Consider the following 26,859-nt stretch of genomic DNA (forward strand, 5'->3'; position numbering starts at 1 on the left):
CTACAGGCTCCACTTGACCTCGTGGCTCCAGGGCGGATCGGCACCCGGACGGGTGCAGGTCAGGCCGGCGCAATTGGCGGCAAAAGATAATGCGCGGCGCAGCTCCTCAGTGCTGATGTCCTTCAGCCTGTCGCGCGCGAGACGTCCCAGTCTGTGCAGGGCGAACAGCAGCGCCGCCTGAAAGCTGTCGCCGGCGCCGATGGTGTCGGCGACCGCGACCTTTGGAGCAGTGACCTCGATCTGCCCTGCCCCCGCGTGCCAGGCGATGGCGCCGTTGTTGCCGCGGGTGATGACGACGAGGCTGGTGCCTTGCCCGAGCAGCGCGCTCGCACGTTGCTGATAGGGTTGTTCGCCAAACAAATAGGCGAAATCGACGTCCGACATCTTGATGAGATCGGCCTGGTTCGCGAACTCGGCCATGCGCACGAGATAGGCCGGCTTGTCCCTGACCAGATTGGGACGGCAGTTCGGATCGAAGGAGATCGTGGACGATGCCCGCGCATCCGCGATCAGCGCTTTGGTCTCGGCGGCGCCCTGGTCGTTGACCAGCGTGGTCGAGCCGACATGGAGCGCTTCAACAGTGTCGAAGGGAATGGACCCGCGCCGGTAAGTCCAGTTCCGCGTCGCTGTCTCGGCATCGTAAAAGGCGTAGTGCGACTCGCCCGCGACGATGCGGACGAAGGCGAGCGTGGTCTGGTGATCGCTGCGCGTGGCAAGGCCAAGGTCGACATTCGACGCCGCGGCATGATCTGCGATCATGCGCCCGAACAGGTCGGTCGAAATGCCGCCGACAAAGCCTGAGGGCGCACCGAGCCGCGCCATGCCGATCGCGACATTGAGGCAGGAGCCGCCGACCGCGGGCATCACCGCCTCGCGCCCCTCCGCGTTTCGCGTCGGCACGAAATCGATCAGCGCATCGCCGCAAGAAATCAGCATCCGTTTCAACCCTTGGGACCATCGCGCATCGCGGCACGGCTGCCGCGATCGACCTCGCGCAGCAGCTTGTACACGTCGCGCTTGCGGGCGTGAAACGCAGCCATGTCGGGCGCGGTCGGCTCGCTCTTGCGCCCCAGCGCCGACATTTTTGCCATGGTCTCGCCGATGGAGGCGTAAGCACCACCGGCCACCGCGCCGAGCATCGCGGCACCGAGCAGCACCGGCTCCTTGGTCTGCGGCAGCGCGACCGTGAGGCCCGTGGTATCCGCCATGATCTGCCGCACCAGCGGACTGCGGCTGGCGCCGCCGCCCATAATCATGATGCCTGCACGGACACCGTGCGCGGCAAAGGCCTCGATCACTTCGGCGAGCCCATAAGCGAGCCCGCACAGACCGGCGACGAACAGCCGCTCCATCGAACTGACATCGGTGTCGAGATCGAGGCCCGCGATGACCGCGCGGGTATCAGGATCGGCATAAGGCGAGCGATTGCCGATGAATTCGGGCAGCACATGGATGTCGCGGGCGAGAAGCGCGGCGCGGCTGGCGTCACCCGTGCGCGCGATGATGCGCCGCTCGAGGTACTCGATCAGATCGATATTTTCGCTCCGCGCCGCCGCGCTCGCATCAGCGTGGCCCGGATGCGACTTGAGGAGATGGTCGATCGCCGCGCCCGCGGCCGACTGGCCGCCCTCGTTGAGCCAGAAGTCCGGCACCATGCCGGAATAATAGGGGCCCCACACGCCCGGCACGAAGCACGGCTCCTTCGTCGTCGCCATGATGCAGGCCGACGTTCCCATGATGTAGGCGAGACGGTCGCTGACATCGCTCGTCCCGCCCGATCCGTCGCGGCCGCCGATCGCGCCGATGCCGCCGGCGTGGGCATCGATCAGCGATGCACCGACCGGCGTGCCCGGCGACAGGCCGAGCTCGGCGGCGGCTGTGCGGGTGAGACCTTCGCCGAGCCGCGTGCCGGGCGCGACGATCTCGGTGCCGATGCGGATGTATTTTTCGGTGACGAAGTCAGACAGGCCGATACGCTCGAAGAACGGCGCACTCCAGCCGCCGCCGTCATGCGCGAGATAGTTCCATTTGCAGGTGACGGTGCAGGTCGAGCGCTGCAGTGATCCGGTCGCGCGCCAGGTCAAATAGTCGGCCAGATCGAAAAAATGACCGGCCGCGTCAAAACTCGCGCGCAGATGGCGCTTGAGCCACAACAGTTTCGGCATCTCCATCTCGGGCGAGATCGAACCGCCGACATAGCGCAGCACGGCATCCCCGGTCTCGTTGATCAGCCGTGCCTCGGCGGTGGCACGATGGTCCATCCAGACGATGACGTTGCGCTGCTTGTCGCCGGAAGCGCTAACGGTGACCGGCTCGCCCTGGCGGTCGAGCACCACCAGGGAACAGGTGGCGTCGAAACCGATGCCGCCGACGCTGTCAGGCGCAATCGCTGCCTCCGCCATCGCCGCCCGCACCGATGTCACGCAGGCGTCCCAGATGTCGGACGACGATTGCTCGACGATGTCGCCGGCCTCATGCCAGATCCTGATCGGATGCTTCGCCGTCGCCAGCAACGTGCCCGCCTCGTCAAACACCCCTGCCCGCGTGCTCGTGGTCCCCACGTCGACGCCGATATACGCTCGCGGCATTGTCACTCCCGGTCGCTTTCCGCCAGTTTTGGCGCAAGCCTACCAGCAAGTGTAGCCGCCATCCACCAGCACGATGCTGCCGGTCATCAGGCTCGCGGCCTCTGACGAGAGGAACAGCACGACCGAGGCGATCTCCTCGACCTGCCCCATCCGCGCCATCGGGGTTCCACCGATCCAGGCGTCGTACATTTTGGCGTTGCTCTTCACGAAGGCGTTGAGCGGCGTCTCGATATAGGTCGGCGCCACCGCATTGACGCGGACGCCGCGCGCGCCCCATTCGGCCGCGAGCGATTTGGTCAGATGGTGCACGCCGGCCTTGGAGGCGTTGTAGAAACACTGCTCCTGCGGCTTGTTGACGATGAATCCGGACATCGAGCCGACATTGACGATGGCGCCGCTCTTCGCCTTGAGCATGTGCTTGCCGAATTCGCGGCAGCACCAGAAGGTGCCGTTGAGATTGACGTCGATGACATTGAGCCAGTGCTCGTCGGTGACAGTCTCGGCCGGCGTCTCGCTGCGGGCGATGCCGGCATTGTTGACGAGGATGTCGACCTTGCCATGGCGGGCGACAAGATCGTTCGCCACCTCCGCAACCCGTTTGGTGTCGGTGACGTCCATGATCGCGGTCTCGATGTCGTAGCCTTTCGCTTTCAGCTCGGCTTTCGCGCTGTCGGCGACCTTGCTGTCGCGGTCGCCGATGATCACTTTGGCGCCGGCTTCGGCCAGCGCTTCGGCGCAGCCAAGGCCAATGCCCTGCCCTCCGCCGGTGATGAACGCGGTTTTGCCGGTCAGCTTGAATTTTTCCAGGTACATTTTGGTATTCCCGTTTCTTGAAGTTTTCTTGCCGTTTCTTGTTAGCTCCGAAGGGCGTTGCCGCCCGCGTCGAAGCGGTGGATGCGCGCGGGGTCGGGCTGCAGCGACACGTGGTCGCCGGCATGCAGGCTCAATTCGCCGATATAGCGCGCGGTCAACATGCCGAGCGGGCCGACATCGACATAAAGGAAGGTGTCGCTGCCGAGATGTTCGGCGACCGCAATCGTTCCCTGCCAGCCCCCGGCACCGTCGCGCTCGATCTTGAGATGCTCCGGACGCACGCCGATGGTGGCCGCGCCGTGTTGCAAGGCGTTCTCGCCGGTGACGAGATTCATTTTCGGCGAGCCGATGAAGCCGGCGACGAAGAGATTGGCCGGCCGCTCGTAGAGCTCCAACGGCGAGCCATATTGCTCGATCTTGCCGCCGTTGAGCACGACGATCTTGTCGGCCATGGTCATGGCCTCGACCTGGTCGTGGGTGACGTAGATCGCGGTGGTGCCGAGCTGCTTCTGGAGCCGCGTGACCTCGATCCGCATCTGCACGCGCAACGCCGCGTCGAGATTGGAGAGCGGCTCGTCGAACAAAAACGCCTTGGGCTCGCGCACGATGGCCCGCCCAATCGCGACGCGCTGGCGCTGGCCGCCGGAGAGCTCGCGCGGCTTGCGGTCGAGATAGGGGGTGAGGTTCAGCGTCGCGGCCGCGGCTTCAACCTTGCGATTGGTCTCGTCCTTCGACAAGCCGGCCATCTTCAGGCCGAAGCCGATATTGCCGCGTACGCTCATATGCGGATAGAGCGCGTAGGACTGGAACACCATCGAGAGCCCGCGCTTGGCCGGCGGCGTGTCGACGACGTTCTTGCCGTCGATCAAAATCTTGCCGCCGGAGACGTCCTCGAGGCCCGCGATCAGTCGCAGCAGCGTGGTCTTACCGCAGCCTGACGGTCCCACGAACACCACGAAGGAGCCATCGGCAATCTCGAGGTCGGCGCCCTTGATGATGTGCACGGGGCCGAAGGATTTCTGCACGTCCTGAAGTGTGATCTGACCCATGGCAGCCCCTTTATTTCACCGCGCCAAAGGTGAGCCCGCGCACGAGCTGCTTCTGGCTGAACCAACCGAGGACGAGAATGGGCGCGATCGCCAGCGTCGACGCCGCCGACAGCTTTGCCCAGAACAGCCCTTCCGGACTGGAGTACGAGGCGATGAAGGTGGTGAGCGGCGCAGCTTCCGAGGTCGACAGATTCAGCGTCCAGAACGCCTCGTTCCAGGCCAGGATCAGATTGAGCAGCATGGTCGAGGCCAGCCCCGGGATCGCCATCGGCGTCAGCACGTAGACGAGCTCGCGGCCGATGGTAGCGCCGTCCATGCGCGCGGCCTCGAGGATATCGCGCGGGATCTCCTTGAAATAGGTGAACAGCATCCAGATCACGATCGGCAGATTGCCGAGGCAGAGGATGAAGACGAGGCCGATGCGGGAATCGAGCAAACCAAAAGTCTTGTAGATCAGGTAGATCGGCACCAGCACGCCGACCGGCGGCATCATCTTGGTCGAGAGCATCCAGAGCAGGATGTCCTTGGTGCGCTTGGTCGGCGAGAACGCCATCGACCACGCCGCGGGGATCGCGATCAGCAGCGCAATCAAGGTCGAGCCGCCGGCGATGATGATCGAGTTCAGTGCGTGGTGAAAATAGTCGCTGCGCTCCTGCACGGTCGCATAGTTTTCCGTGGTCCAATGGAAGAACAGGAAGGACGGCGGAATGGCGAAGGCCTCAAGCTCGGTCTTGAAGCTCGCCAGCACCATCCACAGGATCGGGAAGAAGATCAGGAAGCCGAAGAACCACGCCCCGATCGTCGAAATCACCACCCGCTGCGTCGTCGACTTCCGCGCCATGCTCTCATGCCTCCAGATTGCGGCCGACGATGCGGACGAGGAAAAAGGCGACGATGTTGGCGATCACGACAGCGACGAGGCCGCCCGCCGAGGCGGTGCCGACATCGTACTGGATCAGTGCCTGCGAGTAGATCAGGAAGGCGATGTTGGTGGTCGACAGTCCGGGGCCGCCACCCGTGGTGACGTAAATTTCCGCAAAGACCGTGAGCAGGAAAATGGTCTCGATCAGGATCACCACCGTGATGGGACGCGCGAGGTGCGGCAGCGTGATGTAGATGAAGGTCGAGACGGCGCTGGCGCCATCCATCTCGGCGGCCTCCTTCTGCTCCTCGTCGAGCGACTGCATCGCGGTGAGCAGGATCAGGGTCGCAAACGGAAGCCATTGCCAGGACACGATCAGGATCACGGCCAATAGCGGCGCATCGGTGAACCAGTCGATCGGGGTGAGCCCAAACACCGACGCGATCCAGGCAAACAGCCCGGAGACCGGGTGCATCAGGAGATTCTTCCAGACCAGCGCGCTCACCGTCGGCATCACGAAGAACGGCGCGATCACCATCAACCGCACGATGTTGAGGCCGATCACGGGTTGATCCAGCAGCAGCGCCAGGGGAATCCCGAGCAGGACGGTCAACGCCAGCACGGAGCCGACCAGCACAAGCGTGTTCTGGAGCGAAGCGAGAAAGGCGGGATCGGTGAGGAAGTAGCGGAAATTTTCCAACCCAACGAACGACTCGGAGCCGGGATCGAGCAGGCTGTAATGCAAGGTCGAAAAGTAGATCGTCAGCGCGAGCGGGACGATCATCCAGATGAACAGGAGCCCGACGGCCGGCGTCAGGAGCGTCCGCGCAAGAAGCTGCGTTTGCCGGGTTGCCATTCCTGACGTCTCCGCTTGGGGGAAGAAGGCGGCCATCCATCCAGGGTGGTGGATGGCCGCAAGTTTGAGCTCAGGGAGAGCTCGGGTTCACTTGATGTAGCCGGCGCGCTTCATCTCGCGCTCGGTCACCGATTGCGCCGCGGTGAGGGCGGCATCGACCGTCATCGATCCCGCAAGCGCCGCCGAGAATTGCTGGCCCACCTGCGTGCCGATGCCCTGGAATTCAGGGATCGCCGCGTATTGCACGCCGACGTAAGGCACAGGCTTTACCGTCGGCTTGTTCGGATCGGCAGCATCAATCGAGGCCAGCGTCAGTTTTGCGAAAGGCGCGACCTTCAGATACTCTTCATTTTTGTAGAGCGAGGTCCGCGTGCCCGGCGGCACGTTGGCCCAGCCCTCCTTCGCGGCGACGGTCTTGGTGTAGTCCTTGCTGGTCGCCCAGGCGATGAACTTCTCGGCGGCTTCGGTCTTCTTGGAGCCGGCGGGGATCGCGAGATTCCACGCCCACAGCCAGTTGGCGTTCTTGCCGAGCCCGGTGTTGGGCGCGAGCGCGAAGCCGACCTTGTCGGCGACCTTGGAGTCTTTCGGATTGGTGACGAAGGACGCCGCGACCGTCGCATCGATCCACATCGCGCACTTGCCGGCGTTGAACAGCGCGAGATTCTCATTGAAGCCGTTCGAGCTCGCGCCGGGAGGACCGGCGTCCTTCATCAAATTGACGTAGGTCGTGAGCGTCGCCTTCCATTCCGGCGTGTTGAACTGCGGCTCCCACTTCTCGTCGAACCAGCGCGCGCCGTAGGAATTGGCCATCGCCGAGAGGAACGCCATGTTCTCGCCCCAACCGGCCTTGCCGCGCAGGCAAATGCCGTAGGTGCCGGCGCTCTTGTCGGTCAGCTTCTTGGCAGCGTCGATGACGAGATCCCAAGTCGGCTTTTCCGGCATCTTCAGGCCGGCCTTGTCGAACAGATCGGTGCGGTACATCACCATCGAGCTCTCGCCATAGAACGGCGCGGCATAGAGCTTGCCGTCGACGGAGACGGCGTCCTTGATCTTGGGCAGGAGGTCGGCGACGTCATAGTCCGCGCCGAGATTGGCCAGCGGCACCAGCCAGCCCTTCTTGGCCCAGATCGGCACCTCATAGGTGCCGATGGTCAGGACGTCGAACTGGCCGCCCTTGGTGGCGATGTCAGTGGTGACGCGCTGGCGCAGCACGTTCTCCTCCAGCGTCACCCATTTGACCGTGATGTCGGGGTTCTTCTTGGTGAATTCAGCCGTCAGCCCCTGCATGCGGATCATGTCGCCATTGTTGACGGTGGCGATCGTCAGGGTCGTTTCGGCCATCGCGGGGATAGCCAACAGCACAGACGCGCCGCAGACGGCGCCGAGGACTAGTTTCACGGTGACCTCCCTAAGCTCGCGCTTTTGAGCATATGCCCACGCGTTGGGCGTATGTTCAATCGAGAGATGGCGGTTGTCAAGCAGGCGCGCGGGTGTTTCGGCAACTTATGAGTGCTGCGGTGCGGGAGTGGTAGGAGATGTAGCTCGGCCCACACTGTCGTGCTCCGCGAAAGCGGGGCACCCAGTACGCCGTGTCGTCAGTTGGTTTGCCCCAAGCGAGGCCGCGGCGTACTGGATCGTCCGCCCCAATGCGCAACCGCGCACAAGGCGGACGATGACGGCAGAGCAAGCGGCAAGATCGCCGCCCTACCGCTCCAGAATCGCCCTTGCCGTCGTCTCGTCAGTGATCAACCCGTTGATCAAGCGTCCGTTCAATGCCGCCGCGATCGCGGGCACCTTGGCCGCACCGATCGCTGCACCAATCGTCGTGGTCTTGGCCGGCACTTCCGGCGGGATGCTGGTCAGGCGCTTGTTGGTGCCAGCCTTGAGCAGGCGGCCCTTGGAGTCGTAGGCCCAGCCGGTGATCTCGCCGATCGCGCCCTGCCGCATCATCTCGAACAGCTCATCGCGGGTGACGAAGCCGTCGACATGGACCTGGGCCTTCTGGTCCATCTGGCCGATGCCGACGAGGCGCAAATCCGCCTTGGCCGCAACCGCCTTCACCTTCGCAATCGGCTCGATTCGCACCATCTTGTTGCGCTCGTCTTCCGACGACATCAGGAACGGCAGCGGCATCGGATAGTGCCGCGCGCCGGTGCGATCGGCGAGCCGGCCGACGGTATCGTAAAAGCTAGCCGAGCCGTCGGCGGAGATGTTGCCGACCAGCGAGACAATCTGGTGGTTGGGCCGGTCGATCGGCGTAACGCGCTCGACTGCGGCGCGCACCGCCCGCCCCGTGCCGAGTGCGACGATGACAGGCGTCTCCGAGCGCAGCGTCGCATCGAGCAGATTGGCGCAGCGTTCGGCGATGCCTGCGGTGGCCTGCGGCGCCGCGGGATCGGCCGGCACCACCTCGCAATAAGCGAGATCAAACCGCTCCTTCAGACGCGCCGCCAATTCCATGCAGGCGGCGATGGGATGTTCGAGCCTGAACGTGATCAGCCGCTCGGCGAGGCACAGCGACACCAGCCGCTGCGCCGAGGCGCGCGAGACCTGGAGCATCTTTGCGATCTCGTCCTGGGTGTGACCGGCAATGAAATAGAGCCAGCCGGCACGCGCGGCATCGTCGAGCCTCGACTTTTCGTTCTCGGCGGCCATGGCGGCCTATGCCTCCCAGAAATCGCTCATGCGCGCAAAGACCCGATCGGCCCCGGCGGCGGACAATATAGCGCGGCCGTCGCGGGCGCGATAATGGCTGCCGCCGACAAATCCCCAGACCATCATGCCGGCGGCCTTGGCGGCCTGCACACCGCTGACGCTGTCCTCGATCACCAGCGTGCGCACAGGTTGCGCGCCCATCTTGTCAGCCGCGTAAAGGAAGAGATCCGGCGCGGGCTTGCCGTGCGCGACCATTTGCGCGGTGTAGATCCGGTCGTCGAAATACGGCGCGAGGCCGGTCACCTTCAGCGACAGCGCGACGCGGTCGAGATCACTCGACGAGGCCACGCAATATGGCGCGCGCAAGCCGGACAGGACGGTCTCGACATCCGGAATCGGCTGGAGCGCCCTCTCGAAGGCGATCAGCACGCGCGACTTCAGCCGGACGGGGAAATCGACCGGCACCGCCTGGCCGAGCTCGCGAAAATACTGCGTGACCGCGCTCGTGCTTCTCCCGAGAAACAGCTCGAGCGCCTGCGCAAGCGTCAGCGATATCCCAAATTCGGACAGCTCGTCGGACAGGCACTGGCAGCTCAGCAGCTCGCTGTCGACGAGCACGCCGTCGCAATCGAAGATGATCAGATCGGTTTTGTTCCGGCCCTGCTCCATTCGGCCATTCGATCATATACCCAATTGATGAGCAATAGTTCACCAGAAAACACGACGCCGCGGGTTTTACCGCACTGGTTCAATGGGCCACCTGCCGATAGATCGCCGGCAACGCCGCGGGCAACCGGCGGATGTTGCCGACGATGGCGTAGCCGCCGCGGCCGAACAACGTCGGGAAGTAGGACTGCGCAGTGGCATCGACGGTCACGCCGAATGTGGCGATGCCGAGCCGCCGCGCCTCCTGCACGGATTTGCGGGTGTCCTCGACCGCGAAGCGCCCCTCATAATGATCGACATCGTTCGGCTTGCCGTCGGTGAGGACGAGCAGCAGCTTCTTGCGCTGCGGCTGGCGCGCGAGCCCGGCCGAGGCGTGGCGCACTGCCGCGCCGATCCGCGTGTAATAGCCCGGCTTGAGCGCGCCGATGCGGCGCTCGACCGCTCCACTCATCGGCTCGCCGAACGCCTTGACCGTCTCCAGCCGCACCCAGGAGCGCCGGCGCGAGGTGAAGGTCAGGATACTATGGTGGTCGCCGCAGGCCGACAGCCCGTGCGCTAGCACGAGAAGTGCCTCTTTCTCGACATCGAGCACGCGATAGCCGTCGACCCAGGCATCCGTCGAGAGCGAGACGTCGACCAGCAGCGTGACGGCGAGATCGTGGCCCTGCGGCCGCATCGCCATGTGGACGCGATCGAGACCGGCGCCATTGCCGCCGGCGCGGAGATCGCAGCGCGCGCGCACGAGCGCGTCGAGATCGAGATCGTGGCCATCGGCTTGCGCGCGCATCAATTCGTGACGCGGCCGCAAGACCTCGAAGCGGCGGCGCACCTGGCGGATGTGGCGGCGCACGGTCTCATCCGGCGTCCAGCTCTCGCCTCGCTCGGAGGCCGCGCCCGCGAGCACACGGCAATGATCGGGCAGATAGGCGTGGCTACGATAATCCCATTCGGGATAGGTCAACTCCGCGTTCAAGCGCGAGGCATCGAGCGCCTCCGGCGGCAGGTCGAGATCGAATTTGAGCCGGCTCGCGGGCTTGCCGCTGCGGCGGCTGAGCGTGATCTCCTCGAGATCGTCGGCGGCCTTCTTCGCATCCTCATCGTCGCTGTCGTCAGCGGGACGGTCGACATTGACCATCTCGGCCATCGCGAGAATCTTTTCGAAGCGGTTGAGCACGAAGGGATCTCGGCGGTTGGCGCCGTCGTCGCGCTCGCGCACGGCAAAGCGCTTGCGGTCGTCCGATGCTGCAGGCGCCGAGGCCGGCGCGCTCTCGTCGTCACCCACATGCGCGGGAGAGAGCTCGCGCGCCCAGCAATCGCCCCAGAGCGGGCATGGCAGGATCGAATGATAACCCGGCGGCGCTCTGTCCGGCAGCGGCCCCGTTCCCATCATCGCGGGCCACAGCGTGCCGGCGGGCGACGTATCGGCGCCGAGCAGCGCGAGCACGATCTGCTCCATGTCCTGTTCGATCCGCGGCAATGGCCGGCGAGGACGCGCCATCGCCGTGGCCGTTGCGAGCCGTGCGTAATCCTCCGTGAGACCGGGACATTCGGTCAGCACGAGCACCGCAATCTCGCTGGTCCGCCGCAGCATCAGCAGATCGCGCCGCAGTGGATCGACCGCCGCGATCGCCTCGCTGGGCGCAAATGCGAACCATGCCGCGAGCCAGCGATACAGCGCGGCGTTCAGCTCGCGATCGGGAAAGATAGCGATGCTGTCAGGCAGGAAAATCGTCGCGGAATCGCGCCCCGGCTGCCCCAGGCGCTCGTCGCCGAGCCCGATGCGCTGCCGCCAGCCGAGCCGGTGGCCGGTGCGGCGGGCACTGACGCTCGCGATCTGCACGCCCGTCTCGCCGCCGAGGGCGCGGAACATGATGGCGATACGGCTGCGAACCTCGGCAAGCGACACCGCGTGTTCGGCATGAACCGGATAGCTCGCGGTGCCGCCGACGAGGCGATGCCAGGCCCGGCCGACGGTTTCTTCAAGCTCGAGGAAATCGAGCATCTGATACCCCTCAGGAGATCACGGCGCGCGCGACGTCGAGCAGCGCGGCCTTGACGTCGGAATCATCGGTCAGCGGCTCGATCATGCCGGCGAGCACCGCATCGGCAATCGAGGCTCCAGCCGCAATCAGCGTGGCGCAATAGACGATGAGACGGGTCGAGACGCCCTCCTCCAGATCGTGACCCTTCAGCGCGCGCAGCCGGCCGGCAAGCAGGACCAGCGGACGGACGTAGCCGGGCGCGAGCCCGCTTTCGGCAGCGACCACCGCGATCTCCTGCTCCGGCGGCAGGAAGCCGAACTCGATGGCGACGAAGCGCTGGCGCGTCGACGGCTTCAGCGCCTTGAGCAGTGTCTGGTAGCCGGGATTGTAGGAAACCACGAGCATGAAGCTGTCGGGTGCGGCGAGCTCCTCGCCGGTGCGCTCGAGCGGCAGGATGCGGCGGTCGTCGGTGAGCGGATGCAGCACGACGGTGACGTCCTTGCGTGCCTCCACGACTTCATCGAGATAGCAGATGCCGCCCTCGCGCACCGCGCGCGTCAGCGGACCGTCGGTCCACACGGTGTCGCCGCCCTTGAGCAGATAGCGGCCGGTGAGATCGGCTGCGGTGAGATCATCGTGGCAAGCGACGGTGTGGAGCGGCAAGCCCAGCCGCGCCGCCATATGCGCGACGAAGCGGGTCTTGCCGCAACCGGTCGGCCCCTTCAGCAGGACCGGCAGCTGATGCCGCCACGCATGCTCGAACAGCGCGCATTCGTTGCGGCTTTCGACATAGGCCGGTAGCTCGGGCGCTTGTGTCGTGACGGCGTGAAGGGCAGCTTTCATGATCTCTCTCCGGATTCACATGGCACGGCGGCCGCGACGAACGCGGCCGCCGCTGTTCGCTATTCCGCCGGTTGCAGTGCGCCTGGGACAGTCGCCTGCTTCTCGCGGCCCGGCACCAGCACGGCCCAGACGAACATCAGGGCGGAGATCGCAACGAACACGCCGGAGCCGAGCCGGATCCAGTAGAAGAACGCGAGCTGGTCCTGCACGTCCATGTAGCTCTGGCCGAGGATGCGCTGGAGATGGACCTGGATCACGCCGGCGAAGGTCAGCGCGAAGGTCATGGTCATCATCGCCGTGCACATGATCCAGAAGCTCGCCATCGAGAGCCACTGATTATAGGGCGCACGCCCCTTGAGCTGCGGGATCGCGTAGGCCATGACGGAAAGATTGAGCATCACATAGGCGCCGAAGAAGGCGAGATGGCCGTGTGCGGCGGTGAGCTGGGTGCCATGGGTGTAGTAGTTCACCGAGGACAGCGTGTGCAGGAAGCCCCAGACGCCGGCGCCTAAGAACGCCATCACCGAGCAGCCGACCGACCACAACAGCGCAGCGCGGTTCGGATGCTTGCGGCCGGCCTTCCAGGTCATCTGCACCGTGAAGATCACCATGGTGAAGAACGGCGCGACCTCGAGCGTGGAAAACAGCGAACCGATCCACTGCCAGTAGCCGGGCGCGCCGATCCAGTAGAAATGGTGGCCGGTGCCGAGGATGCCGGAGAACAGCGCAAGGCCGATGATGACATAGAGCCACTTCTCGACGACCTCGCGATCGATGCCGTTGAGCTTGATCATGAGATAGGCGAGCACGGAGGCCATGATCAGCTCCCAGACGCCTTCGACCCAGAGATGGACGACGTACCACCAGTACATCTTGTCGACCGCCAGATTGGCCGGATTGTAGAAGGCGAACAGGAAGAAGATCGCAACGCCCCACAGGCCGAACAACAGGATGTTGGTGACCGTGGTCTTGCGGCCCTTCAGCGCCGTCATGGTGACGTTGAACAGGAACATCAGGCACACCACGACGATGCCAACCTTGATGATGAAGGGCTGTTCGAGAAATTCGCGGCCCTCGTGGTAGTGGAAGAGATAGCCGACCACGGCCACGCCGGCCGCGCCAAAGAACATCCAGAACTGGATTTTTGCGAGCAGCGGGCTGTACAGCTCGGTCTCGGTTTCCTCAGGCAACAGGAAGTAGGTCGCGCCCATGAAGCCGATCAGCGACCACACGATCAGCGCGTTAGTGTGGATCATCCTGACGATGTTGAAGGGAAGGATGACCGACAGGGTGTTCGGCAGGACGTAGATGGTTCCGGCGAGCAGGCCGAACACGACCTGGGCCAGGAACAGCGTCAGCGCGCCGTAGAAATACAGCATCGCGACTTTCTGGGTTTGATATTTCATCTCGATTTCTCTCTGTCTTGAAGACGAATGCAGCGCGCTCAGCCGGCCTTGTTCGGCGGCCAGTCCTGGCGCTTGATCGTGCTCACCCATTGCAGGAAGTCGGCAAGATCGTTCAGCTCCTGGTCGTTCAGGTTGAATTGCGGCATCTGCCGCCGCCCTTCCGCGCCCGAGGGCTGCGACTGCATCCAGGCCTTCAGCGTCTCGCGCGCGCCGGCCGGATCCTCCTTGCCGCCCCAGCGGTCCCATACGTTGCCGACTTCAGGCGCGAAATAGGCGCCCTCGCCGAGCAGCGTGTGGCAGTTGATGCAGGAGTTGCGCTCCCAGACATGCTTGCCGCGCGCGACCGCCGCGGTCAGCGTGGGCGCATCCGTCGAGGTCGTGACCATGTAGTAATGGCTGTGCGCCGTCAGCCCCAGGAAAATGGCGAAGAAAAAGGCCGAGCCGCCATAGAAGACATTTCGGGCCGCCGACTTGGTCAGGCGTTCAGCCATTGCCAATCCTTATCCGTTGTGTGAATCCAGTCGTGAAGAAGCAGTGATGCTGTATCTTGCCGATTGGGCCGGACGGGTCTTTGTCGGGGCGCAATGAGCGCTCGCGTTGGCGGCGTCAGATCAGGGCGATGACGGCGGACGCAAGCCAGGCAAACAGCAGCACGGTGACGATCCATGCGCTGACGAGACCGCGCCAGAGCGCGGGCACGGCCCTGAGATCCATGAAGTCGAGTGCGATTCGGCGGCCCTTGATGGCGGCAAGGACCAGCAGCACGGCGTTGCCGAGCAGCGGTCGCGGCAGCAGTGGCGGCAACAGGATGGTTGCGAGCGCGAGGCCGATCAACGCGATCCAGGTGATGTCGAGGCGACCCGGCATCGTCACCGCACCAGATAGAGAATCGGGAACATGACGATCCAGACCAGATCGACCATGTGCCAGAACGCGCCGCCGGTCTCGACGCCGGTTATTTCAGCGCGGCAGCAGACCACGGCAAGGATAATGATGCCGAGACAGACATGCAGGAGATGGAAACCGGTCAGCAGGAAGTAGAGCGTGAAGAACGGGCTGGTTTCGAGCCCGATGCCGCGACCGATTTCTTCGGCGTATTCGGTGAGCTTGATCGCGATGAAGACCCCGCCGAGCGCCATCGCGACGAGGAGCCAGCGGCGCGACGTCCGCTTTTCACCAGCCCGCGCGGATTTCGTGGCCCGGGCGGCAGCCCAGCCGCTGGTCACCAGCACGAGAGTATTGAGGCCGGCGAGCTTCGAATCGAGCGCCGCCTGCCCGGCCGCGAACACGGCCGGATGAATCGCACGCGCGACCGTGAAGGCGCCAAGAAACAGGCCGAAGGCGACGAGCTCGCTGAAGATCAGCACCCAGATCATGGGATCGCCGGGGAGATCTTCCAAAATTCCCCAGCCGTTTCCCTGTTGTTCGCAATCGGCCGTGGACATCGTCTTTCCGGACCAGGACACCGGACAAAGTTAGCTCACACGGGCTGGGTCGAGTTTGTTGCAGGACAAATGAGCGGACGCCGGAGCGCGATAGAAACGGGCTTGGCGTTTCTTTGGCGTTCCGCGGAGTGGCTGATAACGATGAGCGAAGCACAACTCGGGCTGATGACCGCGACGCCCATCATCATCGTCTTCGCCATCGCGTTGAGGAAGATGGGCGTGCTCTCGACCGTGGCGACCGTATCGGCGGTGAGCCTCTCCGTCGCCATCGCGACGGTGTTGTTCACGACGCAGTAACGGCTGCCGTAGGTTGGATTAGCCGAAGGCGTAATCCACCAATTCTGTATCCGCGGTGACAGGCGTTGGTGGGTTACGCCGTGCGAACTGCGCTTCGCGCAGTCGCAGGGCTAACCCGCCCTATGAGACCGCCTATCTCCGCTGATTATACACGTCGATGCACACCGCACCCAGCAGCACCAGGCCCTTGATGACCTGCTGGTAGTCGATGCCGATCCCGAGGATGGACATGCCGTTGTTCATCACGCCCATGATCATGGCGCCGACCACGGCGCCGCCGACGCGCCCGACGCCGCCATAGGCAGAGGCGCCACCGATGAAGCACGCCGCGATGACGTCGAGCTCGAAGCCGAGGCCGGCCTTCGGGGTCGCGGTGTTGAGGCGTGCGGCGAAGACGAGGCCGGCAAGCGCTGCGAGCACGCCCATGTTGACGAAGGTGAGGAAGGTCAGCCGCTCGGTCTTGATGCCCGACAGGCTTGCCGCTTTGGCGTTGCCCCCGACCGCGTAGATCTGCCGGCCGATCACGGTGCGGCGGGTGACGAAGCCGTAGAGCGCGATCAGCGCGCCCATGATCACCAGCACGTTGGGCAGGCCGCGATGCGAGGCGATCAGATAGGTGAAATAGAGCACGGCACAGGCGAGCAAGATGCTCTTGCCGAGGAAGAACGCGTAAGGCTCGACCTCGATGCCGTGCAGCTGCTCGCGCGATCGTCCCTTGGCGCCGGCATAGACGAGACCGAGCGCCAGCACGGCACCGATCAGCATCGAGGTCGGATGCAGCGTGCCGGCCTCGGGCAATATCTCGGGAATGAAGCCGGACGACAGTTTCTGGAAGGTCGGCGGAAACGGCCCGAGCGACTGGCCCTGCAACACTGCGAGCGCGAGACCTTTGAACACCAGCATGCCGGCCAGCGTGACGATGAAGGACGGGATTTTGAAATAGGCGACCCAATAGCCTTGCGCGGCGCCGATGGCCGCGCCGACCACGAGGCAGGCGATGAAGGCGAGCGTGTAATCGACCTTGTAGGTCACCATCAGCACGGCCGCGACCGCGCCGACGAAGCCCGCGACCGACCCGACCGAGAGGTCGATGTGCCCGGTGACGATCACCAGCAGCATGCCCAGCGCCATGATGACGATGTAGCTGTTCTGGAGCACCAGATTGGTCAGGTTGAGCGGCTGCAGCAGCGTGCCGCCGGTCATCACCTGGAAGAACAGCATGATCGCGATCAGCGACAGCAGCATGCCGTAATTGCGTAAATTGTTCTTGATGAAGCTGCCGTGGCGGCGCTCCTCGGGCAGCGAAACCGTCTTGTCGGTCATGGCTGCGATCCTCCCATCTCCGCGGCCTCAGGCACGCCGTTTCCGTTGCTTCGTTCGTTGCGCATGATCGCGCGCATGATCTTTTCCTGTGTCGCGTCAGCGCCCTTGAACTCGCCGACGAAGGCGCCGTCGTTCATGACGCAGATGCGGTCGCAGACGCCGAGCAGCTCGGGCATCTCCGAGGAGATCACCACGACGCCGCGGCCGGCTTCTGCCAGCTCGTTGATGATACAGTAAATCTCGTATTTGGCACCGACGTCGATGCCCCTTGTCGGCTCGTCCAGGATCAAGACCTTGGGGTCGGTCATCAGCCATTTCGACAGCACCACCTTCTGCTGGTTGCCGCCGGAAAGCTGGCCGGTCTCCTGGTAGACGTCGGAGCAACGGATCCGCATGCGGTTGCGGTAGTCGCTGGCGATTTTCAGCTCGGCGATGTCGTCGATCACCCGGTTAGGCGCGACCTGGTCGAGGCTTGCCAGCGTGATGTTCTTGCGGACGTCGTCGGCGAGGATCAGCCCGAGGTGCTTGCGGTCCTCGGTGACATAGGCAAGGCCGGCGTCGATCGCAGCCGCAACGCTCGACAGCGCGATCTCATGGCCTTCGAGGCGGATGCGGCCGCTGATATTGGTACCCCAGGAGCGGCCGAACAGGCTCATCGCGAACTCGGTGCGGCCGGCACCCATCAGCCCGGCAATGCCCACGACCTCGCCGCGCCTGACACTGAAATCGAGGTTCTTGATCACCTGCCGCTCGGGATGAATGGGGTGATAGACCGACCAGTTCGCGACTTCGAGCACGGGCTCACCGATCTTCGCGCTGCGTTCGGGAAAGCGATGGGCGAGATCGCGGTTGACCATGCTGCGGATGATGCGGTCTTCCTGGATCGGTTCGGCGTGGCAATCGATGCTGTCGACGGTGCGGCCGTCGCGCAGCACGGTGATGTGGTCGGCGACCTTGGCGACCTCGTTGAGCTTGTGCGAGATCAGGATCGAGCCGATGCCCTGCGCGCGGAAGGCTGTCAGGCGCTCGAGCAGCGCGGCGCTGTCGGCCTCGTTCAGGCTCGCGGTCGGCTCGTCCAGGATCAGCATCCGCACCCGCTTGGAGAGTGCCTTGGCGATCTCGACCAGCTGCTGTTTGCCGACACCGAGATCAGTGATCAGCGTATCCGGGGATTCCTTCAGGCCGACCTGGGCGAGAAGGTCGCGCGCGCGGCGATAGACCTCGTCGCGGTCGATCACGCCGAGCTTTGACGGCGGGTGCGACAGGAAGATGTTTTCGGCGATCGACATCAGCGGGATCAGCGCCAGCTCCTGATGGATGATGATGATGCCGAGCGCCTCGGAATCGTTGATGTCGCGGAAGCGGCGCTCTTCGCCCTCAAAGACGATGGTGCCCTCGTAGCTGCCGGCCGGGTAGACGCCGCTCAGCACCTTCATCAGCGTCGACTTGCCGGCGCCGTTCTCGCCCACGAGGGCGTGGATCTGGCCGGCCTGAACCGAGAAATTGACGTCGCGCAGCGCCTGGACGCCTGCAAAGCTCTTGCTGACGTTGCGCATTTCCAGCATGGCGGTCATCGTCGTTACGTCCTTTAGTGCCCGTGGGGAGAGAGCCCCTCACCCCGACCCTCTCCCCATAAGAACGGGGAGAGGGAGAAGAGAGAATCTTACTGGAACTGCGACTTCTTGTAGTAGCCGCTGTCGACCAGGGTCTTCTCCCAATTGTCCTTGTAGACCACGACCGGCTTGAGCAGGTAGGAGGGCACGGTCCTGGCGCCGTTCTCGTAAGTCTTGGTGTCGTTGACCGTGACCTGCTTGCCGGCGAGCGCGGCGTCGACCATGTCGGCGGTCACCTTGGCGAGGTCGCGGGTGTCCTTGAAGATGGTCGAATACTGGTCGCCGCGCAGCATCGCCTTGATCGAGGGCACCTCGGCGTCCTGGCCGGAGATGACAGGCATCGGCTGGCCGGCGCTGCCGTAGCCGACGCCCTTCAGCGAGGAGATGATGCCGATCGAAAGCCCGTCATAGGGCGACAGCACGGCGTTGACCTTCTTGTTGCCGTAGTAGGCGCTGAGCAGATTGTCCATGCGCGCCTGCGCGGTGGCGCCGTCCCAGCGCAGGGTCGCGACCTTGTCCATGCCCATCTGGCCGGACACGACGACGAGCTTGCCGCTGTCGATATACGGCTTCAGCACGCTCATCGCGCCGTTGTAGAAGAAGTAGGCGTTGTTGTCGTCGGGCGAGCCGCCGAACAGCTCGATGTTGAACGGGCCCTTGCCGTCCTTCAGGCCGAGACCCTGCACGATCGAGTCTGCCTGGAGCACGCCGACCTGGAAATTGTCGAAGGTCGCGTAATAGTCGACATTCGGCGTGCCGCGGATCAGGCGGTCATAGGCGATCACGGTGATGCCTTTTGCTTTCGCCTGCTTCAGCACGTCGGACAGCGTGGTGCCGTCGATCGCGGCGATCACCAGCGCCTTGGCGCCCTTGGTCACCATGTTCTCGATCTGCGAGAGCTGGTTCGGAATGTCGTCCTCGGCGTATTGAAGGTCGGTGTTGTAGCCGCGCTCCTTCAGCACTTTCACCATGTTGTTGCCATCGTCGATCCAGCGCGCCGAGGATTTGGTCGGCATCGCGATGCCGACGGTAGCCTTGTCCTGGGCGTTCGCAGGGCTACCCGCGATCATCGCAGCGGCGCTTGCCAGGGCAAGCGCGAGGAAGGTCGTCTTCAGTTTCAGCATGTTTCACTCCCTTTGGGTGTCAGACTGTTTCTTGGTTTCGTCGAGAAGGCGATGGGCTGGTTGGGGTCTCCTATACGAGCTTGACGTCAGGCTCCGCGCGACCGCGTGCGGAGGCCTCGAGCAGAAAGGTGCAGCCGGCCTGCGGATCGGCGGCGCGCGCCGCGGCGTCCATATCCTGCCATGCGGAGGTGACAAGCAGGCGCGATAAATCAGGGCCGACAAAAGCAGGACAGCTCGACTGCTTGGCCGGCACGCTCAGCGAGCGCAGGCGTTCGCCTTGCGGCGAGTACACATCAATACGGCTTGCGCCCCAGCACGCGTTCCAGATCTGCCCGTCGGCGTCGCACACCGAACCGTCGAGGCCGCCGATGCCGGTGTGACGCAGCAGCACCTCCGGCTCGCCGCGCGGCAGACCGGTCGCGGGATTGAGCGGCACGGAATAGAGCACCGCGCGCGCGGTGTCGGTGAAATAGCCGATGGCGCCATCAGGCGAGAAGCAGATCGAATTGGGAATGCTGATGCCGGGAAACAGCGTCGAGATCTTGCCGCGATGGAACGCGTAGATCGCGCCCGCCCCGCGCTCGGCCTTCTTGCCCATGGTGCCGATCCAGAACGTGCCTGACTGGTGCACGCGGCAATCGTTCGAGCGCGTCGCTTGATTGTCGGCTTCGAGCGGACAGAACAGCGTCATCACGCCATCGGCGAGCTGACGGATGTAAAGGCCGTCCTCCGCCACGATCAATTGCCGTTCGGCATCGATCCGTCCGAGCGCACTCGCCATCCGGCCGAGCGCGTGGACGCGAATGCTGCCACTGCCGAGCTGCGCCTCGAACAGTTTTCCCTCGCGAATGTCGAACCACCAGGCGGTATCGGTGGTCACATCATAGGTCGGCCCTTCGCCGAGATGACATCGTTCGGCCGACAGGACGGAGGTCGGCACCTGTTCCATCATGGCGCCCTCACTGCAAAGCGATAGACGGTGTGATGCCGATAGACTTTGCCTGGATCGAGGCGTGGGCTCGGGAAATCCGGCCGGTTCGGCGCGTCGGGCCAGATGTGCGGCTCAAGGCACATGGCATCCGACTGCCGGATCAGCTTGCCGCCCTTGCCCGAGATGGTGCCGTCGAGATAATTGCCGGAATAGACCTGGACGCCGGGTTGATCGGTGAACAGCTCCATGATCCGCCCCGAGCGCGGCGCCTCCAGCCGCGCCGCGAGCGCGAGCTTGCCGTCGCGCCCGAGGCAATAGGTGTGGTCGTAACCCTTGCCGTTACGCAATTGCTCGTGGCTGTCGCGGATGCGCGCGCCCACGGTATGGGCGTCGCGGAAGTCGAACGGCGTGCCGGCAACGCTGCGCGGCGGCTCGGGTAGCGGGATCGAGGTGGGATCAATCGCAAGAAAATGGTCCGCCGCGACCGTCAGCTTATGGTCGAGAATGGGCGTGCCTGACGTCGCGCCTTCCAGATTGAAGAAGCTGTGGTTGGTGAGATTGACGATGGTCGGACGGTCCGTCCGCGCTTCCATCATCAGCGACAGCTCCGCCGGGCCGGTGACGCGATAGGTCAGGCGCACATCGAGCTTGCCGGGATAATTCTCTTCGCCATGCGGGCTGGTGTAAGTGAGCGTCACCGCGGGCTCGGCCCCCTCTTCGATCGAAGCAATGTTCCAAAGCTTGCGGTCAAAACCGTCGAGGCCGCCGTGTAGCGCATTCGGGCCGTTGTTGACGGGAAGCTGCACGCTCTCGCCGTCGAGCGAGAATTGCCCCTTGGCGATGCGGTTGGCGTAACGGCCGACGGTGGCACCGAAAAACTTCCGCTCGGCGAGATAGCCGGCAAAGGCGTCATGGCCGAGCACGACATCGTCATAGCCGCCCCTAGCATCCGGCGCGATCAGCGACTGGATCACCGCGCCATGGGTGATGATGCGGGCTTCGAAGCCGCCCTCCCCGCGCAGCACAATGCGCTCGACCTCGCGCCCATCCGGCAGCGTTCCGAAGACGTCTTTTTCTATTTTCTTTGAGCCAGCCATGTTCAGTCCACAAAAGGTTCGACGATGTTGCGCTTGCCGAGCAGGAAGGAGTCGGCGACAAGACGAAGCGGCGCCAGGTCGACATCGCTCGCGCCTGTTGCGGTGAGCTTGACAAAGCGCCGGTACAGCTCGCGATATTCCTCATCGGGCGCCTCGGCAACGGCTTTGCCATCGATCGCCATGATCCGGCCGCCGCGAGACAACGCCATTTGCCCCTCGTCGGTTTCGACGAGAATATCCCAGCTCTGCGGCCCGGTCTGGCGAAAATCGAACTCGGCAGTGATTGGCAGGCCGCCAATGTCGGTCAACGTCAGGTTCGCGGCAATCGGCGCCTGGCAATTGGCCGGAAACGCCAATTCGGCCGCGGTGACGAACACGGGCCTGGGCAGGATGCGGGTCAGGATCGACAGGGCATTGATGCCGGGATCGAACACGCCGAGCCCGCCCGGCTCCCAGATCCAGGCCTGCCCGGGATGCCAGACGCGGACGTCTTCCTTCCAGTTGATGTGCACGGATTGGATCCGGCGGCTGGCCAGCCATTCGCGGGCCGGCTCGACCGCCGGTGCGTAGCGCGAATGCCAGGTCGCAAACAGCGTGCGCTTCGCTTCCGTCGCCATGGCAATCAGCGGGTCCAGCTCGGCAACGCCGGTGCCCGGCGGCTTCTCCAGCATCACATGCTTGCCCGCGGCGAGCGCCGCTGCGGCCTGGGCACGCCGCACCTGCGGCGGTGTGCAGAGCGAAACGGCGTCGATCGGCGGTCCCTTCTCCAGCAATTCTTCGATGGTGGCAAAATGCGGCAGATCCGGCAGCGAAGCGTTGCGGCTGGCGACGGCCGCAAGGGTCGCGCCCGGCACGGCAGCGATTGCGCCGACATGCTGATCGCGCGCGATCTTGCCGAAGCCGACGATGGCGATGCGAAGGTCGGTCACGCTTATTCTCCGATATCTGCCGATGGCAGCGGGTCCACGGGCACTGTTACGATCACCGTGCCCTCATGGCGGCGCATGCCGTTGTGAATGACATAGACCATCGCCTTCGATGCGGCTTCGGCATCGCCGGCCGCGATGGCATCGACGATTGTCTGGTGCCAGAGCAGCACGGTGTCGCGGTCCTCCGGCTCGACCGGGGCGCTGAGCAGGAACGAGGCGCGCAAGGCGGCCTCGATGACGTGCCCGATCGAGCGCATGAACAGATTGCCGGACGCGCGCGCCACCGCGACGTGAAGCGCGAGATCGGCGTCGGCAAAGCCCACCGAGTCCGACGCCTCGCACCGCATCCGCTCCATGCAGCGATGGAGCTCGGCGACGTCCTCCTCTGACCGCTGCGCCGCCGCGAGCACGGCTGCGCGCGGCTCGACCGCAAGACGGATCTCGGCGAGATCGTTGAGGAAGCGCTTGTCGATGCCGGCGTCGAGATGCCAGGCCAGCACGTCGGCGTCGAACATATTCCAGGCGACACGCTCGCGCACGACGGTGCCGACCCGCGCCTTGGTGGTCAGGAGCCCCTTGGCGACCAGCGTCTTCACACTCTCCCGCAGCACCGGCCGCGACACGCCGAACATCGCGATCATCTCGGCATCACCAGGCAGACGCGTCCCTTCCGCGTAGCGGCCGGCGATGATGTCGACGCCGATCGAACGGGCGACTTCCGCGTGGTTGGAATGGGCCCTCTGTGTCGGGATGACGACGATGCGCGAGGTCATGTGGCAGCTCCTGCACGCTTTGCGGCCGGCCGGCGCGCAAGCGCGACAAGTCCCTGCTGCAAGACGATGAAGGCGAACAGCAGCACGCCGGTCGCGATCTTGGTCCACCAGCTCGACAGCGTGCCGTCGAAATTGATGTAGGTCTGGATCATGCCCTGGATCAGCACACCGAGGAAAGTGCCGATCACCGAGCCCTGCCCGCCCGTGAGCAGCGTGCCGCCGATCACGACGGCGGCGATGCTGTCGAGCTCGACGCCGACGGCCGAGAGCGAATAGCCGGCGCTGGTATAGAATGAGAAGACGATGCCGGCGATGCCTGCGAGCAGACCAGACAGCATGTAGATCTTGATTGTCATCTTGCCTACGGCAACACCCATCAGGCTTGCCGTCTGTCGGCTGCCGCCGAGCGCATAGACGTTGGTACCGAATCGGGTGAGCTGCAGCAGCAGGGCGCCGCCGATCACGATCACGAGCATGATGATCGCAACCGCCGTCAATCGGCCGCCGCCGGGCATGCGCAACGCGAAGTCTGATACCGTCGAATAGACCGGCGCGGTGATCGGCACCGATTCCGTCGAGAGCAGGAAGCTTGCGCCACGGGCCAGGAACATGCCGGCAAGTGTCACGATGAAGGGCGGCAGGTCGAAGACATGGATGATCGCGCCCATCGCGGCGCCAAAACCCGCCGAGAGCGCGAGAATGGCGGCGAAGGCCACCAGCGGCGGCATGCCCCAGCGCTCGATCGCGAGCGCGACGAACACGGTGGTGAATCCGATCACCGAGCCGACCGAGAGGTCAATGCCGCCGGAGATGATCACGAAAGTCATGCCGGTCGCGACGATGCCGAGGAAGGCATTGTCGGTGAGGAGATTGCCGACCACGCGCGTCGAGGCGATGTTGGGGAACTGCACGGCGCAGAGCGCAAAACCCGCGACGAGCACGAATGCGGTGATGAGGACCGGCGGCAGGCCTTTCATGCTTTCGTCCTCCGCAGCCGCGCGGCGATCCCGGCGAACCCTGACAATTTCGGCGATTGCAGCAGCAGGACCGCGAGCACCACCACCGCCTTGACCAGCAGGTTGAACTCCGGCGGATAGCCGGACAACAAAATGCCGGTGTTCATGGTCTGGATGATCAGCGCACCTAACACAGCAAGAATGAGGCTAAAGCGACCGCCGAACAGCGAGGTACCGCCAATCACGACGGCGAGGATCGCGTCGAGCTCGAGCCAAAGGCCGGCATTGTTGGCATCGGCGCCCATGATGTCGGCGGCCGCGATCACGCCGGCGAGCGCGGCGCAGACGCCGCACCAGACATAGACCGCCAAAATCATGGCGCGCGTGCCGACGCCGGCAAGCTCGCTCGCCCGCGCATTGCCGCCGGTTGCTTCGATCAGAAGGCCGAGCGCGGAGCCACGCACCACCGCGCCGGTGAGGATCAGCATGCCGAGCGCGATTGCGACCGGCATCGGAATGCCGAGGATGGCGCCATTGCCGAGCCAGACCAGGCCCGGCGACGAGAATGTCACGATGCGCCCCTCGGTGATGAGCTGGGCGATGCCGCGGCCGGCGACCATCAGGATCAGCGTCGCAACGATCGGCTGCATGCCGAGCACAGCGACGAGAAAGCCGTTCCACAAGCCACAGACGAGGCCAGCGCCGAGTGCAGCCGCCAGCACCACGGGTAACCCATGACTATCGGCGAGGCTCGCTGCGATCGCGCCCGAGATCGCCATGATCGCGCCGACCGATAGATCGATGCCGCGCGTCGCGATCACCAGCACCATGCCGAGCGAGAGCAGCGCCACCGGCGTGCCGCGGTTGAGCACGTCGATCAGGCTGCCGAAGAGACGGCCGTCTTGAAGGCGGAGGTCGAAGAACTGCGGCGACACCACGCGATCGACAGCGAGGATGACGATCAGCGCGAGGATCTGGGCGAGGCCGCGGCGCGGCAACAGCGCTGTCATGTGTGGGCCTCAAGCGCAACAGTGACGCTATCGGCAGCAATGGCCGCGAGAATGTTGCCGACGTCGATGGCCTCGCCCGTGAGTTCCTCGACATGGGCGCGGTCGCGCAACACGACGACGCGGTCCGAATAGGTCACGATCTCGTCGAGCTCGGAGGAGATCACCAGCAGCGCCAGGCCATCATCGCAGAGCTCGCGGATCAGGCGGATGATCTCGGCATGCGCGCCGACGTCGATGCCGCGCGTGGGCTCGTCCAGCACCAGCAGCCGCGGCGAAGTCGCGAGCCACCGCGCCAACAGCACTTTTTGCTGATTGCCGCCGGAGAGCAGGCCCACGGGACGCTCCGGATCGGGCGGACGGATGTCGAGCATCTTCACATAACGCTTCGCGATCTCGTCCTGCTCGCGCCGTGACAGCGGCCGATGCAGGCCACGCTTGGCCTGGAGTGCGAGCACGATGTTCTCGCGCACGCTGAGCTCGGCAACGATGCCGTCGGTCTTGCGCTCCTCCGGGCAATAGCCAAAGCCGTGGCGCACGCCGTCGCGCGGCGACTGCAGCCGCACGGGCGCGCCCTCCACCCTCGCCTGCCCGCGATCGGCGCGCTCGGCGCCGAACACCAGCCGCGCCGTCTCGGTGCGGCCCGAGCCGAGCAGGCCGGCGAGAGCGACGACCTCGCCATGGCGTAGTTCGAGATTGAACGGCGCGACATAGCCCGCCTTGCCGTAATTCTCAAAACTGGCGCAAACCTCGCGCGCCCTATGCTCGCCTTGCGATGCCCGCGCGCTGGTGGTCTCGGCAAGCTCGCGACCGAGCATCATCCGGATCAATTCGAGCCGCGACAGTGAAGCGGTCTCGCGCTCGCCGACAAGGCGGCCGTTGCGCAACACCGTGATGCGGTCGGAGATTTCATAGACCTGGTCGAGGAAATGGCTGACGAAGACGATGCCGATGCCGCGCTTTGCCAACTGGCGCATGATGCCGAACAGGATCTCGACCTCGTGGCGGTCGAGGCTCGCGGTCGGCTCGTCCAGGATCAGCACGCGCGCGGAGAGATCCACCGCGCGGGCGATCGCTGTGACATGCTGGATGGCCACCGAATAATTGCCCAGCGGCGCGGCGACGTCGATCTCGAGGCCGAAATCCGCGAGCAGCGTTTTCGCGCGGCGGCGCATCTCGCCCTCGCGCACGATGCCGAAGCGCATCGGCTGACGGTCGAGGAAGAGATTTTGCGCCACCGAGAGGTTCGGCAGCAGATTGACCTCTTGATAGACGGTCGCAATGCCGGCCCCAAGTGCGGCCTTGGCCGAGCGCGGCGCGACCTCTTCGCCACCGAGCCTGACGATTCCGGCATCGCGCGGGAACACGCCGGTGACGACCTTGATCAGCGTGGATTTGCCGGCACCGTTCTCGCCGAGCAGCGCATGGATCTCGCCGGCACGAAGCGTGAAGTCGACCTCCTGCAACGCACGCACCGCACCAAAGCTCTTGCTGATCCCGCGCACCTCCAATAGCGGCGGAGCAGGATCAAGGCCGTTCTCCATGGCAAATTCACTCCCACCGGTGCCCGCGCCTGACGCGGACACCAAGCCTATTCGTTCGCACGGCAGATTCGAAGGGGCTTGCCGGACCACAAGACGCGGT

The 26,859-nt window shown here is 64.6% G+C and carries 26 protein-coding genes; 1 reads left to right on the forward strand and 25 read right to left on the reverse strand.

The features are described from left to right. The 15 genes from BMW89_RS06420 to BMW89_RS06490 all read right to left on the reverse strand — a co-directional run bounded on the left by BMW89_RS06420 (position 1) and on the right by BMW89_RS06490 (position 15,165). A complete protein-coding gene (locus BMW89_RS06420; RefSeq protein ID WP_092023852.1) occupies positions 1-936 on the reverse strand; it encodes a carbohydrate kinase family protein in 936 nt (311 codons plus the stop codon). 5 nt (positions 937-941) lie between these two features. Continuing rightward, the gene (locus tag BMW89_RS06425; protein ID WP_092023853.1) at positions 942-2,588 is read right to left on the reverse strand and encodes an FGGY-family carbohydrate kinase; all 1,647 of its coding nucleotides are present in this window, start codon (positions 2,586-2,588) and stop codon (positions 942-944) included. A gap of 39 nt (positions 2,589-2,627) precedes the next feature. Next, positions 2,628-3,401 carry an SDR family NAD(P)-dependent oxidoreductase gene (locus BMW89_RS06430; protein ID WP_092023854.1) on the reverse strand — a complete coding sequence of 258 codons (774 nt, stop codon included), beginning with the start codon at positions 3,399-3,401 and terminating at the stop codon, positions 2,628-2,630. 41 nt (positions 3,402-3,442) lie between these two features. Then, positions 3,443-4,450 (reverse strand): ABC transporter ATP-binding protein, encoded by a 1,008-nt coding sequence (locus BMW89_RS06435; RefSeq protein WP_092023855.1) that lies wholly within the window; start codon positions 4,448-4,450, stop codon positions 3,443-3,445. 10 nt (positions 4,451-4,460) lie between these two features. Further along, positions 4,461-5,291 (reverse strand): carbohydrate ABC transporter permease, encoded by an 831-nt coding sequence (locus BMW89_RS06440; RefSeq protein WP_092023856.1) that lies wholly within the window; start codon positions 5,289-5,291, stop codon positions 4,461-4,463. A gap of 4 nt (positions 5,292-5,295) precedes the next feature. Next, positions 5,296-6,168, reverse strand: a complete 873-nt coding sequence (locus BMW89_RS06445; protein ID WP_177195870.1) for a carbohydrate ABC transporter permease — start codon at positions 6,166-6,168, stop codon at positions 5,296-5,298. A gap of 87 nt (positions 6,169-6,255) precedes the next feature. Next, a complete protein-coding gene (locus BMW89_RS06450) occupies positions 6,256-7,566 on the reverse strand; it encodes an ABC transporter substrate-binding protein (protein WP_092023858.1) in 1,311 nt (436 codons plus the stop codon). Between the two features lie 306 nt (positions 7,567-7,872). Further along, positions 7,873-8,823: a sugar-binding transcriptional regulator gene (locus tag BMW89_RS06455; RefSeq protein WP_092023859.1), complete on the reverse strand. Its 951-nt coding sequence runs from the start codon at positions 8,821-8,823 to the stop codon at positions 7,873-7,875. 6 nt (positions 8,824-8,829) lie between these two features. Further along, the gene (locus BMW89_RS06460) at positions 8,830-9,492 is read right to left on the reverse strand and encodes an HAD family hydrolase (RefSeq protein ID WP_092023860.1); all 663 of its coding nucleotides are present in this window, start codon (positions 9,490-9,492) and stop codon (positions 8,830-8,832) included. 79 nt (positions 9,493-9,571) lie between these two features. Continuing rightward, entirely contained in the window at positions 9,572-11,491 is a 1,920-nt protein-coding gene (locus BMW89_RS06465; RefSeq protein ID WP_092023862.1) for a nitric oxide reductase activation protein NorD, read from the reverse strand. Between the two features lie 10 nt (positions 11,492-11,501). Then, a complete protein-coding gene (locus BMW89_RS06470) occupies positions 11,502-12,314 on the reverse strand; it encodes a CbbQ/NirQ/NorQ/GpvN family protein (protein WP_092023864.1) in 813 nt (270 codons plus the stop codon). A gap of 59 nt (positions 12,315-12,373) precedes the next feature. Further along, positions 12,374-13,720: a cbb3-type cytochrome c oxidase subunit I gene (locus BMW89_RS06475; RefSeq protein ID WP_092023866.1), complete on the reverse strand. Its 1,347-nt coding sequence runs from the start codon at positions 13,718-13,720 to the stop codon at positions 12,374-12,376. A gap of 38 nt (positions 13,721-13,758) precedes the next feature. After that, the gene (locus tag BMW89_RS06480) at positions 13,759-14,211 is read right to left on the reverse strand and encodes a c-type cytochrome (protein ID WP_092023868.1); all 453 of its coding nucleotides are present in this window, start codon (positions 14,209-14,211) and stop codon (positions 13,759-13,761) included. Positions 14,212-14,326: 115 nt separating this feature from the next. Then, positions 14,327-14,587, reverse strand: a complete 261-nt coding sequence (locus BMW89_RS06485) for a cytochrome C oxidase subunit IV family protein (RefSeq protein WP_092023870.1) — start codon at positions 14,585-14,587, stop codon at positions 14,327-14,329. Between the two features lie 2 nt (positions 14,588-14,589). Then, a complete protein-coding gene (locus BMW89_RS06490; protein WP_092023872.1) occupies positions 14,590-15,165 on the reverse strand; it encodes a cytochrome c oxidase subunit 3 family protein in 576 nt (191 codons plus the stop codon). Positions 15,166-15,306: 141 nt separating this feature from the next. Here BMW89_RS06490 and BMW89_RS37245 point away from each other — a divergent pair, with 141 nt between their 5' ends. Continuing rightward, on the forward strand, positions 15,307-15,462 hold the full coding sequence (locus BMW89_RS37245) for a hypothetical protein (protein WP_177195871.1): 156 nt from the start codon (positions 15,307-15,309) through the stop codon (positions 15,460-15,462). A gap of 132 nt (positions 15,463-15,594) precedes the next feature. Here BMW89_RS37245 and mmsB read toward each other — a convergent pair whose 3' ends face one another. From mmsB to BMW89_RS06540, 10 genes are all read right to left on the reverse strand, one after another. After that, positions 15,595-16,785, reverse strand: a complete 1,191-nt coding sequence (mmsB, locus tag BMW89_RS06495) for a multiple monosaccharide ABC transporter permease (protein WP_092023874.1) — start codon at positions 16,783-16,785, stop codon at positions 15,595-15,597. Then, positions 16,782-18,359 (reverse strand): multiple monosaccharide ABC transporter ATP-binding protein, encoded by a 1,578-nt coding sequence (gene mmsA, locus BMW89_RS06500; RefSeq protein ID WP_092023876.1) that lies wholly within the window; start codon positions 18,357-18,359, stop codon positions 16,782-16,784. Before mmsA ends, mmsB begins: the two co-directional genes overlap by 4 nt. An 89-nt stretch (positions 18,360-18,448) precedes the next feature. Continuing rightward, entirely contained in the window at positions 18,449-19,522 is a 1,074-nt protein-coding gene (gene chvE, locus BMW89_RS06505; protein WP_092023878.1) for a multiple monosaccharide ABC transporter substrate-binding protein, read from the reverse strand. Positions 19,523-19,592: 70 nt separating this feature from the next. Continuing rightward, positions 19,593-20,471: an SMP-30/gluconolactonase/LRE family protein gene (locus BMW89_RS06510; protein ID WP_177195921.1), complete on the reverse strand. Its 879-nt coding sequence runs from the start codon at positions 20,469-20,471 to the stop codon at positions 19,593-19,595. Continuing rightward, positions 20,471-21,550, reverse strand: a complete 1,080-nt coding sequence (locus BMW89_RS06515; RefSeq protein ID WP_092023882.1) for an aldose epimerase family protein — start codon at positions 21,548-21,550, stop codon at positions 20,471-20,473. The genes BMW89_RS06510 and BMW89_RS06515 overlap by 1 nt, the downstream gene beginning before the upstream one ends. Before the next feature lie 2 nt (positions 21,551-21,552). Continuing rightward, positions 21,553-22,479 (reverse strand): Gfo/Idh/MocA family protein, encoded by a 927-nt coding sequence (locus BMW89_RS06520; protein WP_092023884.1) that lies wholly within the window; start codon positions 22,477-22,479, stop codon positions 21,553-21,555. 2 nt (positions 22,480-22,481) lie between these two features. Next, positions 22,482-23,252 (reverse strand): FadR/GntR family transcriptional regulator, encoded by a 771-nt coding sequence (locus tag BMW89_RS06525; protein WP_092023886.1) that lies wholly within the window; start codon positions 23,250-23,252, stop codon positions 22,482-22,484. Further along, on the reverse strand, positions 23,249-24,229 hold the full coding sequence (gene yjfF / locus BMW89_RS06530; RefSeq protein ID WP_092023888.1) for a galactofuranose ABC transporter, permease protein YjfF: 981 nt from the start codon (positions 24,227-24,229) through the stop codon (positions 23,249-23,251). The genes BMW89_RS06525 and yjfF overlap by 4 nt, the downstream gene beginning before the upstream one ends. Continuing rightward, positions 24,226-25,218, reverse strand: coding sequence for an ABC transporter permease (locus BMW89_RS06535; RefSeq protein ID WP_092023890.1), 993 nt, complete (start codon positions 25,216-25,218; stop codon positions 24,226-24,228). Before BMW89_RS06535 ends, yjfF begins: the two co-directional genes overlap by 4 nt. Further along, the gene (locus BMW89_RS06540) at positions 25,215-26,759 is read right to left on the reverse strand and encodes a sugar ABC transporter ATP-binding protein (RefSeq protein WP_177195872.1); all 1,545 of its coding nucleotides are present in this window, start codon (positions 26,757-26,759) and stop codon (positions 25,215-25,217) included. The genes BMW89_RS06535 and BMW89_RS06540 overlap by 4 nt, the downstream gene beginning before the upstream one ends. Between the last annotated feature and the right edge of the window lie 100 nt (positions 26,760-26,859).

Origin of the sequence: Bradyrhizobium sp. OK095, from assembly GCF_900109945.1 — a bacterium.
Classification (GTDB): Bacteria; Pseudomonadota; Alphaproteobacteria; order Rhizobiales; family Xanthobacteraceae; genus Bradyrhizobium.